16 protein-coding genes are annotated in these 13,344 nt (G+C 39.8%); 5 read left to right on the top strand and 11 right to left on the bottom strand.

Annotated elements, in window-relative coordinates:
* Nucleotides 1–76: 76 nt before the first annotated feature.
* On the bottom strand, nucleotides 77–493 hold the full coding sequence (yugI, locus tag FXW34_RS17405; RefSeq protein WP_147535331.1) for a S1 domain-containing post-transcriptional regulator GSP13: 417 nt from the start codon (nucleotides 491–493) through the stop codon (nucleotides 77–79).
* 246 nt (nucleotides 494–739) lie between these two features.
* On the opposite strand from yugI, the gene FXW34_RS17400 reads away from it, so the two are divergent.
* The gene (locus FXW34_RS17400) at nucleotides 740–1,096 is read left to right on the top strand and encodes a helix-turn-helix domain-containing protein (protein WP_147535330.1); all 357 of its coding nucleotides are present in this window, start codon (nucleotides 740–742) and stop codon (nucleotides 1,094–1,096) included.
* 468 nt (nucleotides 1,097–1,564) lie between these two features.
* On the opposite strand, the gene FXW34_RS17395 is transcribed toward FXW34_RS17400, so the two are convergent.
* Nucleotides 1,565–2,746: an aminotransferase gene (locus FXW34_RS17395; RefSeq protein WP_147535329.1), complete on the bottom strand. Its 1,182-nt coding sequence runs from the start codon at nucleotides 2,744–2,746 to the stop codon at nucleotides 1,565–1,567.
* Nucleotides 2,746–3,246, bottom strand: a complete 501-nt coding sequence (locus FXW34_RS17390; protein WP_147535328.1) for an Lrp/AsnC family transcriptional regulator — start codon at nucleotides 3,244–3,246, stop codon at nucleotides 2,746–2,748. Before FXW34_RS17390 ends, FXW34_RS17395 begins: the two co-directional genes overlap by 1 nt.
* A gap of 165 nt (nucleotides 3,247–3,411) precedes the next feature.
* Here FXW34_RS17390 and FXW34_RS17385 point away from each other — a divergent pair, with 165 nt between their 5' ends.
* The 3 genes from FXW34_RS17385 to FXW34_RS23045 all read left to right on the top strand — a co-directional run bounded on the left by FXW34_RS17385 (nucleotide 3,412) and on the right by FXW34_RS23045 (nucleotide 5,982).
* Nucleotides 3,412–4,233 carry an alpha/beta fold hydrolase gene (locus tag FXW34_RS17385; RefSeq protein ID WP_147535327.1) on the top strand — a complete coding sequence of 274 codons (822 nt, stop codon included), beginning with the start codon at nucleotides 3,412–3,414 and terminating at the stop codon, nucleotides 4,231–4,233.
* A 71-nt stretch (nucleotides 4,234–4,304) separates the two neighbouring features.
* Entirely contained in the window at nucleotides 4,305–5,474 is a 1,170-nt protein-coding gene (locus FXW34_RS17380) for a MalY/PatB family protein (RefSeq protein WP_147535326.1), read from the top strand.
* Nucleotides 5,475–5,844: 370 nt separating this feature from the next.
* Nucleotides 5,845–5,982, top strand: a complete 138-nt coding sequence (locus FXW34_RS23045) for a hypothetical protein (protein ID WP_187119009.1) — start codon at nucleotides 5,845–5,847, stop codon at nucleotides 5,980–5,982.
* 691 nt (nucleotides 5,983–6,673) lie between these two features.
* On the opposite strand, the gene FXW34_RS17375 is transcribed toward FXW34_RS23045, so the two are convergent.
* The 3 genes from FXW34_RS17375 to FXW34_RS17365 form a co-directional block, all read right to left on the bottom strand.
* On the bottom strand, nucleotides 6,674–7,210 hold the full coding sequence (locus tag FXW34_RS17375; protein ID WP_147535325.1) for a superoxide dismutase family protein: 537 nt from the start codon (nucleotides 7,208–7,210) through the stop codon (nucleotides 6,674–6,676).
* Nucleotides 7,211–7,292: 82 nt separating this feature from the next.
* Entirely contained in the window at nucleotides 7,293–7,499 is a 207-nt protein-coding gene (locus tag FXW34_RS17370; protein WP_147535324.1) for a hypothetical protein, read from the bottom strand.
* 149 nt (nucleotides 7,500–7,648) lie between these two features.
* The gene (locus FXW34_RS17365; RefSeq protein ID WP_147535323.1) at nucleotides 7,649–8,383 is read right to left on the bottom strand and encodes a peptidylprolyl isomerase; all 735 of its coding nucleotides are present in this window, start codon (nucleotides 8,381–8,383) and stop codon (nucleotides 7,649–7,651) included.
* Between the two features lie 85 nt (nucleotides 8,384–8,468).
* Between FXW34_RS17365 and kapB the strand changes: the two genes are divergently transcribed.
* Nucleotides 8,469–8,849, top strand: coding sequence for a kinase-associated lipoprotein KapB (kapB, locus tag FXW34_RS17360; RefSeq protein WP_147535322.1), 381 nt, complete (start codon nucleotides 8,469–8,471; stop codon nucleotides 8,847–8,849).
* 604 nt (nucleotides 8,850–9,453) lie between these two features.
* On the opposite strand, the gene kapD is transcribed toward kapB, so the two are convergent.
* The 5 genes from kapD to FXW34_RS17335 all read right to left on the bottom strand — a co-directional run bounded on the left by kapD (nucleotide 9,454) and on the right by FXW34_RS17335 (nucleotide 13,265).
* Nucleotides 9,454–10,074, bottom strand: a complete 621-nt coding sequence (gene kapD, locus FXW34_RS17355; protein ID WP_147535321.1) for a 3'-5' exonuclease KapD — start codon at nucleotides 10,072–10,074, stop codon at nucleotides 9,454–9,456.
* Between the two features lie 157 nt (nucleotides 10,075–10,231).
* The gene (locus FXW34_RS17350; protein ID WP_147535320.1) at nucleotides 10,232–10,618 is read right to left on the bottom strand and encodes a PaaI family thioesterase; all 387 of its coding nucleotides are present in this window, start codon (nucleotides 10,616–10,618) and stop codon (nucleotides 10,232–10,234) included.
* A gap of 24 nt (nucleotides 10,619–10,642) precedes the next feature.
* Nucleotides 10,643–11,266, bottom strand: a complete 624-nt coding sequence (locus FXW34_RS17345) for a DedA family protein (protein ID WP_147535319.1) — start codon at nucleotides 11,264–11,266, stop codon at nucleotides 10,643–10,645.
* Between the two features lie 188 nt (nucleotides 11,267–11,454).
* On the bottom strand, nucleotides 11,455–11,664 hold the full coding sequence (locus tag FXW34_RS17340) for a hypothetical protein (protein ID WP_147535318.1): 210 nt from the start codon (nucleotides 11,662–11,664) through the stop codon (nucleotides 11,455–11,457).
* 95 nt (nucleotides 11,665–11,759) lie between these two features.
* Nucleotides 11,760–13,265 (bottom strand): leucyl aminopeptidase, encoded by a 1,506-nt coding sequence (locus tag FXW34_RS17335; protein WP_147535317.1) that lies wholly within the window; start codon nucleotides 13,263–13,265, stop codon nucleotides 11,760–11,762.
* Nucleotides 13,266–13,344: the final 79 nt, after the last annotated feature.

Genomic DNA, 13,344 nt, shown 5'->3' with positions numbered 1-13,344 from the left:
TCTTTGATTCCGTACAAATGATTATATATACTGTTGTTGATATCCGCTTCAATCAACAATTTGCTTTTTTTCAAACCTATTTATTAATTAGGTCTTCTCGTTGCGATTGATCGATCCATTCGCTTAGTTTTTCTTTTAGCGTGTTGAAGCCTTCAGTAATTTCGCCTTCACTTGGAAAATTGGTATTAGTGATTGGACGTTTCTTTTGTTTCTTTTGCTTTGATTGCTGTTCTGCTTGTTCTACTGGTGGTGCTTCGGTTGCCCGAATAGAAAGTCCGATTTTTCCAGCTTCCTTATCGACTGAAAGAATCTTAACGTTAACCTCGTCACCTACTTTAAGATAATCATTAATGTTTTTCACATATCCGTGTGTAATTTCGGAAATATGAACGAGCCCTTGAGTTTGTTCATCTAAAGCAACAAAAGCTCCATAAGGTTGAATACCGGTAACTTTTCCGGTCACAACACTTCCAACTTGAATAGTTTCTGACATAGGAACACTCCTAAAATTATATTTATTTTATCCCAATTATACGCAATATAAAATTATACCATAGTACTTACAACTAATCAAAATAACAAACCTAGCTAATTCTCTAGATTTGGCGCTGTCAAGTTAATAATTTATCTGACTTTTTTAATAATTTAAAAACTTTAACGAAATGTTCACGCTTTCACGAAGAAATGTCTGCTACAATTAAATAGGAAAATTCAAAATGAACTAAGAGGTGAGATATTGATGGCTACACTTGGACAAAACATTCGGTTGGGCAGAGAAAGGCTTAATATGACTCAACAGGAGCTAGCTCGAAAAATCCGAGTTGGTCCCAATACAATTGAAAAATATGAAAAGGGGCTACAACGACCAGATACTCAAACCATTTTGAATATCTCAACAGTATTAGACATCCCTGCCTCTGAATTAGTGGCACAGGATTTTCAACATACAAGCGGATTTGATCATGAAGTGGAGCAACTGGTGAGAGAAATCGGCACTAAGAAAGCAATAACCTTCTTAAAATTAGCTAAAGAGGTAGAAGATGAAGACCTACAAGTGATTAATAAGTTTATCAATGACCTGAAAATAACTAAATAATAGCTATATTATTATTAAATGAGAAAATTTTCTAAATACATGAATAAAAAGGGAAAAACCGGAAATCCTTATATCATAAGGCTTTCTAGTATTCCCCCCTTTTTGATTTGAGGCAGACTCCACCTGAGTCCGCCTCCTTTTTTTATGATTTCATTTAGGCATTAGATGGAATAGGAGTAGAATTTCCGCTTAATTTTCATATTGTATATTTTATAGCAAAAATAAGTGGAGATTTTCCGCTTAATTGCTCAAAAACAGCCTAAATCCCATGATTTTATTGAAATAAGCGGAAATACTTCCCTTATTTACTAATAAAATTAGGTTTTCTCCAAAATAACCGGAATTCCTCCGCTTATTTTCAAACGCAGCACAACCAACATTTAGTGATGACCGAAAAAAGCTCAAGCGGCTAGTTTAGGGACAATCCCTTTGCCACTAGCCGCTTGCCCTAGAACTAGTCAATAAATGCTAGTTCTTAACTTGCACTTTATTCGAAATAAATCGTTTAATTCGAAGCACTGCTTCTTGAAGCTGTTCCATTGATGTTGCATACGAGCAGCGAATATGTCCTTCACCACTTGCTCCAAATACATCACCTGGTACAACTGCAACCTTTTCCTCAGCAAGCAGCCTTTCAGCAAATTCCTGTGAAGTCATTCCCGTACTGGCGATGGACGGAAACGCATAAAATGCCCCTCCTGGGATGTGACAAGTTAAGCCCATCTCATTAAAGGATTGCACAATATAATTACGACGGCGACGATAACTTTTTCTCATTTCAATCACATCTGATTCACCCGTCTTCAACGCTTCAACCGCTGCATATTGAGCCATAGTTGAAGCACACATCATCGCATATTGGTGAATCTTTAGCATCGCTTGCGAAATTTCCTCTGGCGCACAAACAAACCCTAATCTCCAGCCTGTCATCGCAAACCCTTTAGAAAATCCAGAAATTAAAATGGTTCTTTCCCACATATCGGAAATTGCCGCAATACTTGTGTACTGTTCATCGTAAACAAGCTCTGCATAAATTTCATCAGTAATCACTAATAAGTCATGCTTTTGAGCAAATAGTGCAATCTCCTCTAGGTCTTCACGATTTAGCATCGTTCCTGTCGGATTATTTGGTGAACAGATGAATAGTGCTTTTGTTTTATAAGATACAACTTCTTCAAGCTGTGCTGCTTGGATTTTGAAGTCATTTTCCTTTAACGCTTGAACCGTAACAGCCTTACCACCTGCTAATTCGACTAGTGGAGTATAGGAAACGAAGCAAGGTTCAACAACAATTACCTCGTCACCTTGGTCAAGAATGGCGCGTAAAGCAATATCAATGGCCTGGCTTGCCCCTACTGTCACAACAATTTCTGATTCAGGCTTGTATTTTACATGAAATTGATCATTCATATACTTTGAAATGCGTTGTCTTAGTTCAAGCAAACCAGCATTTGCTGTATAGGAAGTAAAACCCTTTTCAAGTGATAGAATCGCTGCTTCCCGAACGGACCATGGTGTAACGAAGTCTGGTTCACCAACACCTAGTGACACAACCCCTTCCATTCCGGCAGCTAAATCGAAAAAGCGACGAATCCCAGAGGGTTTCATATTTTCAACGTTTTTTGCAATATAAGAATTTGACTTTTTCATTACGGTGACACCACGATCCGCTTATCATCATCGGTTTGTTCAAAAATCGTTCCGTCATGTTTGTATTTCTTTAAAATAAAGTGAGTAGTCGTTGATAGTACAGAATCCAATGTGGACAGTTTCTGTGAAACAAACCTTGCGATATCATTCATTGATTTTCCTTCGATAATCACAGATAAATCATAAGCACCTGACATTAAATAGAGGGACTTAACCTCTTTAAATCGATAAATTCTTTCAGCGATTTCATCAAAACCGACACCGCGTTTTGGTGTTACCTTGACATCAATCATCGCAGTTACACCCTCATGTCCTTCAACCTTTGACCAATCAATAATCGCTGTATGGCGAACAAGAATATTATCGTCCTGCAGCTTTTGGATGATTTGCAAAACCTCTTCCACTTCAACTCCTACCATTTTTGCTAGATCAGAAGCAGAAATTCGATCATCCTTTTCTAGAATTTCAAGCACCTCGAGTTCATGTTCGTTTAGCTGCATGAAACTCCCTCCTTAGATTAAAATGTAAAATACTTTTTTGTTTTTAGAATAGTAAGTTCATTTTTTAATTTTACCAAAATTAGCACACAGATGTGTGAATAATTTTAAAATAGGTAAAAATAAAACTCGGTAAGTTGGATTAATTCATAAGTGAGGGATTATCGGATGGTAGTAGATGTGAAAGAAGTGAATGGTATCAATGTTTATTATGAATTTCATCAAAGCGCTTCAGCCCAAAAAACGATGGTCCTCATTCACGGGTTTCTGTCATCATCCTTTAGCTTTAGACGACTTACGCCCTTTCTGAATCAAGATTACAATGTATTGCTTGTCGATTTCCCACCGTTCGGAAAAAGCGGAAAAACAAAAAAGTTTATTTATACATATGAAAATATCGCGAGCACGTTCATAAACTTATTGAATATCCTTAAGCTTGACCAGGTGATTTTAGTCGGACATTCAATGGGCGGACAAATTAGCTTACATATGGCGTATCAACGACCTGATTTCATCGAAAGCCTGGTTCTACTAGGGAGTTCAAGCTATTTAAAGCCCGCCCATCGCGCAATCAGGTATTCAAGCTATCTCCCGTTTTTTCCGATCATCGTCAAAAGATGGTTAGCTAAATCAGGATTATTAAATAACCTACAAAATGTTGTTTACAATCAAAATATGATTAATGAAGAAATGATGAATGGATATATGGAACCATTTTTAAATGAAGATATTTTCCGCGGCTTAACGAAGCTCGTCAGGGACCGCGAAGAGGAACTATCAAGTGAAATTTTAGCAAAAATCACCACGGACAGTCTGTTAATTTGGGGCGAGCATGATCGAGTTGTTCCTGTTTCAGTCGGACGTCGCCTTCATCAGGACTTAACCAACTCAGAGCTAATCGTTCTCGCCGAAACAGGCCATTTGGTTCCAGAAGAAAAGCCAGACCTTGTTTACAATCATATTAAGGATTTCCTAAATAAAAGCTCTTAGTGGGCAAATTTTGTTCGTTTCCTTTAATATGATTATATGTTTTATATTAATTCAGCTAAGGTGGTGGAGATGTGGCTGCAAGTGAATTTAATCAAGTTTTCGATAGAAGCAATACTGCATCGGTAAAATGGGAAATGACCAAGCTCGTATACGGCAAAGACGAATTACTGCCGATGTGGGTCGCCGATATGGATTTTCAGCCACCTACTAAGGTGACTGAGGCCATCAAAAACAGAATGGAACACGGCATTTTTGGCTATACATTTATTCCTCCTTCAACAGGTGAGGCTATCGCGAAATGGCTTGAGCGCCGTCATCAATGGAAGATTAATCCGTCGTGGCTCCAATATTCATCTGGTGTTGTCCCATCCATCAGCATTGTCATTAGAGCATTAACTGAGCCCGGTGACAAAGTGATGGTTCAATCACCAGTCTATACACCATTTTTTGATATGGTTAAACGCAATAATCGTGAGGTCGTAAATTCACAACTAGTCCTTAAGGATCAAAGCTACGAGATTGATTTTGCAGATTTTGAGGAACGGTTACAGGAAGGGGTAAAGCTCTTTTTGTTGTGCAACCCACACAATCCAGGTGGTCGTGTTTGGAGTGAAGCAGAACTACTGAAAATGGGTGAGCTTTGCGTAAAATATAACTGCGTTATTTTAGCAGACGAAATTCATTCCGACTTAGTCTTTAAGCCTGCCCGTCATATCCCAGTCGCTTCATTGAGCAAGGAACTTGAGCAGCAAGTCATTACGCTTATTGCTCCGACTAAAACCTTTAATATCGCGGGGCTTCAAGCAAGTGCTCTAGTAACACCCAATCCGAAATGGCGTAATGCTATTGGTGAAGTGATGCATTCTCAAGGTGCCTTTTCTCTGAATGTGTTTGGGATTGTTGGCATGGAGGCTGCCTATCGCTATGGCGAAGAGTGGCTCGAAGAACTGCTTGAGTATTTGGCTGAGAATATTGCGATTGCCAAACGGTTTATTGCTGAAAAAATCCCGCAAATCTCTGTTGTGAATCCTGAAGGGACGTATTTGCTTTGGATTGATTGCCGAGGCCTAGGATTGTCTGACCAGGAAATCAAAGATCGTCTGTTGAATGTTGGAAAGTTAGCACTTGAACCGGGTCCGAAATATGGCCCTGGCGGCGAAGGCTTCGTGCGGATGAATCTTGCCTGCCCTCAAGAAATTCTGTTGGAAGGCTTGAAGCGGTTGCAGATGTCGTTTGAGTGATTTTTGGTTTGGGAAATTAGTTCGTATGCGGATTAGTGAACTCATAGTGCAGCGGCTCATGCGTTCATTTCTTTATAATTTTGATGGAGTTTTGAACTCATGGGGTGCTCATGCGTTTACTTCTTGTCATTTTTGATTGAGGATTGAACTCATGAAGTGCTCATGCGTTCACTTCTTGTCATTTTTGATAGTGTTATGAACTCATGGGGCTCTCATGCGTTCACTTCTTGTCATTTTTGATGGTGTTATGAACTCATGGGGCTCTCATGCGTTCACTTCTTGTCATTTTTGATGGTGTTATGAACTCATGGGGCGCTCATGAGTTCACTGCTTGTCAATTTTTGTGGAGTTTTGAACTCATGGGGCGTTCATGCAATTCTTTATGTTCCCGTTTTTTGGTTTGAAGCTTCAGTTTGGGCACGTAGAGCTCGTCTATGTGACCGTTTTGATGTTTGGTGCTTCGCTTTGGGCACGTAGAGTTCGTTTACGTGACCATTTTGGTGTTTGAAGCTTCGGTTTGGGCACGTAGAGCTCGTTTATGTGACCATTTTGGTGTTTGGTGCTTCGCTTTGGGCACGTAGAGCTCGTCTATGTGACCGTTTTGATGTTTGGTGCTTCGCTTTGGGCACGTAGAGTTCGTTTACGTGACCATTTTGGTGTTTGAAGCTTCGGTTTGGGCACGTAGAGCTCGTTTATGTGACCATTTTGGTGTTTGGTGCTTCGCTTTGGGCACGTAGTGCTCGTCTATGTGACCGTTTTTGTGTTTGGTGCATCAGTTTGGGCACATAGAGCTCGTTTATGTGACCATTTTTTGATTTGGTGCTTCGCTTTGGGCACGTAGAGTTCGTTTACGTGACCATTTTGGTGTTTGAAGCTTCGGTTCGGGCACGTAGAGCTCGTCTATGTGACCGTTTTTGTGTTTGGTGCATCAGTTTGGGCACATAGAGCTCGTTTACGTACCGTTTTTTGCTTTGAAGCTTCGGTTTGGGCACATAGAGCTCGTTTACGTGACCGTTTTTTGGTTTGAAGCTTCAGTTCGGGCACATAGAGCTCGTTTACGTAATCATTTTATTGTGTGACGTGTGTTCATTCTTCTTAATCATAAGGTGTTTATATGTTCAATTCCGTCCAAAATAGAATTTATAGAAACACATAAAAAAACGAGTGAAGGTTTCGATAACCCTCACTCGCTATTTTCATTATTTTTTGTCCTTTGAAATTCTTCCACAGGCAATTCGCTCACCTGAATCTCCGTCTGGCTGGGTCATGCCATCATCTTTTTCATCAGTAATAACAATTGTTGTTCCGTCTTTTGTAAACAGGGAATTTCGACCTTCGAGGAGCGTGGCCTTCGCTGCCATAATCTCTCCTTTTACTTTCCCATCTTCCCCGACGATGATATTAGGCAAGTCGCCTGTATGTGCTCCCTTTGGATGTAATAAACCATGCTTTTGCTTTCCGGGATTTAAATGCTGCCCAGCTGATTTAAATTGTGGTGGGTTACAGTCCCCTTTATCGTGAATATGAAGCCCGTGCACTCCCGGCGGTAATCCCTTTAAGTCGAGAGTCAGTTTAACTCCACTTGCTTGCTCCTGAAGTTGAATTTTGCCAATTGATTTATTTTCACTATCGACCAGAATTACATCAAGCTTTGTTGGGTTTTCCTTGTGACAGCCAGCCATAATTAAAAATAGAAACACCAGCGCTAGGAAAAAGCGAAATTGATTCTTCCCCATTTTGGAAACCTCCCGAATCGGAATTTACGGTTTATTATTCCTTAAAAGAGGTTGGTTTATATAACAAAAAAAAGGAAGCTTATTAGCTCCCTTTTGTCATCGTTTGTTGGTCAATTTGTTCTTCTAACTTTTTGGCTTTTTCTTCTTGCTTTTTCGAAACTTTAATAATAAAGCGCATCGTGAAGATTGCCGCAATTAAGAAAATAGTACCCGAAATCGCTGCCGGAATATATTCCGATTTATCCTCCGGAAAGTAAAGAAATAGCGCTAACACATACTGCTCAAACATGTTTTTCCCCCTTCTGCCGTTAATGAAAGGCAGGTTCCCCTTGTCCTATTATAGCAAGGACTCATCAAACTTCGTCAACCAATATGTTTGGTTAACAACATTTCAATAGTGATACTATTGAAATCCAATCGATCTGAAGCTCCGGATGATTATTCTTTAACAGTAATTTTTTTAATTGATACTTCCTCTACTGGCTTATCCTGTGCACCTGTCTTTACATTGGCGATTTTATCGACTACATCCATGCCCTGAATGACTTGTCCAAACACGGTATGTTTAAAATCAAGCCAAGGGGTGCCGCCCTTTTGATAAGCGTCGCGAATCTCGTTTGGATAGTCATTTGATTCAATGTATTCCTCTGAATCTTTATCTAATTTTGCATTTTGGACTATGAAAAATTGGCTTGCATTTGTATCCGCACCGGCATTTGCCATTGAAAGCGCACCGCGAATATTGTATAGACTTTCAGAAAATTCATCTTCAAATTTATCACCATAAATACTTTCACCGCCACGTCCGGTACCAGTCGGATCTCCACCTTGAATCATAAAATCGTTAATGACGCGGTGAAAGATGACTCCATCATAATAACCATCTTTACTATGCTTGATGAAATTCTCGACCGTTTTTGGGGCATATTTAGGGAATAGCTTGATTTTTATCATACCCATTGTTGTTTCCATTTCAACGAGTACTTCGTCTTCGCCCACTTCACTGGAAAGCTGCGGATATTCGCGATTTTCATCCTGCTCCTGGTCTTTGGTGGAGTCTGTCGCTTCGTTGCCGTTTTGTGTATCATTGGTGTCGGCATTATCATTGTTTGTTCCACATGCTGCTAAAAGAAATATAAGCGTTGTGACAAGGAATAATACTCTGATTTTCATATTTTCTCCTTTTAAAAGTTGATTTGTTTTTAATATTATAACCATAATGAATATGGAATCCAATTTCAAGTTAGGAGGAGTTATAATGAGTGAATTAAAGGTTGGCGATCACGTAACTGCCATATATAAAACTGGAAAATACATAGGTGAAATTACCGATATTAGACCTCAAGCCTATTTAGTTCGGATGCTCGCCGTTTTAAAGCACCCGATGCAGGGGGACTTGCACAATCCAAAGGATGCTGATGTCGGCTTTTTCCACCAACGTCGCGCCCTTGCACACCGTGAACAGGCCAATGTTCCAAAACAAATGGTAAAGCTTTATGATGCTGAAATTCCCGAATATGTTGAGTCTTTGAAAGAAGCAATTGCCAAGATGAAACAGGAATTAACGGAAATGGCTACCCCATGGGCCGAGCAAAGCTTAAAACTAGTTGAGGAATTAGAAGGGGAATATTTTAAATAATATTTGCTACTATGTGGTTTTTGGTGATTACTGGAATTCCTTTTTGGATTGAAGATCATTTTAAGCCGACTTTTGTTCCATTGGACCTCTCTATGAGACACTTTGATGGTTTTTAAGCCGACTTTTGTTCCATTGGACCTCTCTATGAGACACTTTGATGGTTTTTAAGCCGTGTTTTGTCCCATAGGACCTCTCTATGAGACACTTCAGGGGTTTTTTAGCTGACTTTTGTTCCATTGGACCTCTCTATGAGACACTTCAGGGGTTTTTTAGCCGACTTTTGTTCCATTGGACCTCTCTATGGGACACTTCGATGGTTTTTAAGCCGACTTTTGTTCCATTGGACCTCTCTATGAGACACTTCAGGGGTTTTTTAGCCGACTTTTGTTCCATTGGACCTCTCTATGAGACACTTCAGGGGTTTTTTAGCCGACTTTTGTTCCATTGGACCTCTCTATGAGACACTTCGGTGGTTTTTTAGCTGGTTTTTGTTCCATAGAGCCTCTCTATGGGACACTTCGATGGTTTTTGAGCGGTGTTTTGTTCCATTGGACCGTTAAATATCAAAATGAAAAGCCAAATCAGTTTAAATTGATTTGGCTTTTCATGCGAATTTATTAAATAGCTGCGAAAAATCGACGCGGTCACCAATAGTTGGTGGCTTTGGTCTTTCTAAGTACTTTTTATCCTTTTCAACAAGCTTGAAAATATTATAAGTTGTCAATGCATCGTCTAGAGCCCGATGGTGTTTTCCGGTTCCTTCTTTGCCGTATTCCTGGACTGCCTTCCATAACCCGGTTTGATTTTGATCGCCGAAGAATCGTTTATATTCCATCGATAGATCAATTTCTTTCCCATTGAAAGGAAATGGCACATCATTACGCTGACAGTTTTGACGAAGCACTCTCATATCCATATTTCCCCATGTGATGATGGTCGTTGGAAAGATTCCGTTTAAGTCATGCATCTTTTTGACCAGATCCTTAAAAGATATCCCTTGATCAACCTGCTTTTGTGAAATGTGAAGGAAAGATTTACAGCGCTCGCTTAATATAGGAAAACGGACAGGAGTAACAAATGAGGAAAATTGTTCATTAATTTGATCACCATTTACTGAAACAATCCCTGCCTCAATAATTTCTGGAAAAAAACCACGAAATCTTTCACTTCTTTCAGGCATTGTAAATTCAAAATCAATAAATAAATATTGATGACTATCCCTCATTAATTCACCTGCTTTCATTTGCAATCACTACATTCAAAATATTTGCTTTTATTATAACATGAACTACGTTAATTTTTTAAATTTTTATTCAAATCTTAATATGCTATCTCTTTTAAAAAATAAATGCCACCAAAATATTATTTTGGCAGCATTTTCATTATTTTTTCAATTTAATAACGGCAACGGTACAGCGGGAAATGCAAATGAGTTGACCTGCTTCATCTGTTATTTTCACGTCCCAAACCATCGTCGTTTTACCGCGATGTAATAACGTTCCAATTGCCGTTACAAGCCCATCCCTTTTCGCCTTCAGATGATTGGCGTTGATTTCAAGACCCACTACTGCTTCCGTTTCTTGGTCAACCAGCGAATAGGCACCTAAACTGGCAACTGTCTCGGCTAAAGCCACCGAGGCTCCACCATGCAAAAATCCCATCGGCTGCCTTGTTCGCTCATCAACAGGCATGGTTGCAGTTACAGCACCATTTTCAACTCCCGTAATCTCTATACCTAATGCACCCATTAAGGTTTTACTAAAATCCATGCTATTTTCTCCTTATGGCAAATTTTATGCGTGCGGCCCGTGCCCCCGTAATGTTCTATATTTTCTTAGCAACTTTCTACGGATTAGTCTTAATATGATTACGATGCAAACCACCGTGGCAAGTCCAAATAATAGCTCATTACCATACAAAAGGACCAAGTCCATTTTATCATTAAACCAATAACCAATTGAAAAGGTAATACTGAGCCAAATTAACGCGCCGCTATATGAAAAAATCATAAATGATTTAAAGGAATACCTGCTGACGCCGTATAAAAACGGCACTAAGTTGCGGAATCCCGGCAAGAAATAACTCAATGACAGCGAAAAACCGTGATAACGTTCAATCAGCTTAAACGAACGATCGATTTTACGCGATAGCCTTTTTCTATTCTCGAAAAAATGAAGCAATGGTCTGCCGACGAAGCGACCTATCACATAACACGTTGTTAACGCGCAAACAATTCCACTATACGTAACGATGAATGCGACTACAGGGTGAAGGACTTGCTCAAATGAAAGGAAACCAATCGTCATCCCAATTACTTCATTAGGGATGGGAATTCCAAATATTCCAAGCCAGAGCCATAAAAATAGTCCTAAATACCCGTATTTCTCAGTTACTTGTAATATTAAATCCATGTCCATTTGTATTTCCTCCTTTCAAATGCTCCGATTGAGCTGGAGGTCCGAGAAAATTTCATAATAAAATATATAATGACCTTTGTATGTTTATTTTCAGTGAAATAATGAAAAAACACAAGTAAGAAAATATAAACAAAGAGCTAGCTTGGAAGGAAAAATTCATCTCCCTCATAAGCTAGCTCTTCTTGATTTTAATAATATGGATAATACGGCGGATAGTACGGATATGGTGGATAAGGATAATATGGACGAGGATATAACAACTGGCTACCTAACAATCCACCTAATACTCCACCAACAAACGGACCTCCTAAACCATAACCAAAACCACCGAACGGTCTTCCATATGGTCTTCTCCCATATCCGTATGGCCGTGGTCGTGGACGACGAAAATCATTCATTCTGCCTACCTCCTATTTCTTTTTACATACGCTGCCCTACACTATTTCATATGCAAAAAGGAAACAAAAGGAATGGGCAAACGCCGTTATGGGCCTTATTTCATCGGTTCAAATCTTTCCACTAACAACGCTAATGTTCTAGTCATTGCCCCCGTCGCCCCCGATGGTCCAAGATCATAGTCGCGTTTTGTTACAGATGTTCCAGCAATATCTAAATGAACCCAAGGTGTATCCTCAGCAAATTCACCAACAAACGCTCCACCCATAATCGCATGACCTTCCCGACCTGGAGAATTGTTCAAATCAGCGATTTTGCTGTTTCGGACTCGTTCCTTATCCTTTGGAAAAATCGGTAATCTCCACATTTGCTCACCAGCTTCGTACGCCGACTCGAGCACTTGTTCAAACAGGCCTTCATGATTGGTTAAAGCCCCCGTTGTATCTTCACCAAGCGCAACGATTACGCCTCCTGTCAGTGTCGCAACATCGATAAGGTAATTTGCACCGTGATGCTTGGCGTAGGTAACAGCATCAGCCAAAACTAATCTGCCTTCTGCATCTGTGTTTAACACTTCAATCGTTTTCCCGCTCATAGAAGTAATCACATCGTCCGGCTTGAGCGCTCCCCCGCTAATCATATTATCTGTTGATGGAATGACTGCCACCACATTTTGTTCCGGACGCAGTTCGCCGATGATTTCCATTGCACCAAGGACTGCTGCAGCTCCACCCATATCGGTTTTCATGCCGACGATTCCGTCCTTCGTTTTGAGCGAATAACCACCTGTATCGAAGGTAATCCCTTTTCCTACAAGGCCAATTACATCGGTCCATTCGTCTTTTCCATCGTATTTGAGCACAATCATTTTCGGTGGCTGCTCTGAGCCTTGATTAACAGCAAGCAGCGCTCCCATGCCGAGCCTTTCCATGTCTTCTCTTTCTAAGATTTCAAGCTCAAAACCGTACCTTGCCGCGAGCTCTTCAGCATAATTTGCCATGTCAGTTGCTGTGAGCATATTTCCCGGTAAATTAACTAAGGTACGTGCAGAATTTGTGCCTTGCCCGTAAACAGCTCCAACTGTTACAGCTGCGTTAATTTCCTCTGGATCTGCCAATTCGGAATAAATCGTAATTGAATTTATTTGTTTTTCAGGCTCATTAGACTTTTGCTTATAGCCTTCAAATCGGTATGTAGCAAGCGTAAAGCCTTCACCAAGGGCATGAGCTAAATCAAGAATTTCAACATCTCCTCTGACGAAGGAATCTAATGCAACAGCCAGCTCGGTGTATTTCTGTTTTTGAAGCATCTTAAAAGCGTGACCAAAAACTTCGCGGATATTTTCAAAATTGCTTTGCTTTTCCTTGCCTAAACCAACAAATATTAATTTTTTTATGTTGAATTTTCCTAATGTATGGATGACCGTTATCTCTTTTCGTTTTCCGGATATCTCATTATTTTTAAACAGTTCTGTAAGATGACCATCAAAGGCCTGATCCACTTCTGCTAAAAATCCTTCAAGCTTTGCTGGCCGATCATATACACCAATAATTAATCCGGCATGGCTAGCTTGTAAATCCCAGTTTGTCTTTATTTGAAACATGTAATGCACCTCCAACTGTTAATATCACTATTATATCGAAATATTAAATTTCTTGAGGCCTTTTATGCTCATTCTTAAA

This window comes from Bacillus marasmi (assembly GCF_902168435.1).
GTDB lineage: Bacteria > Bacillota > Bacilli > Bacillales > Cytobacillaceae > Bacillus_BU > Bacillus_BU marasmi.
Note: the sequence above shows the minus strand (reverse complement) of the source record. Positions and strands in the feature narration are given on the sequence as shown.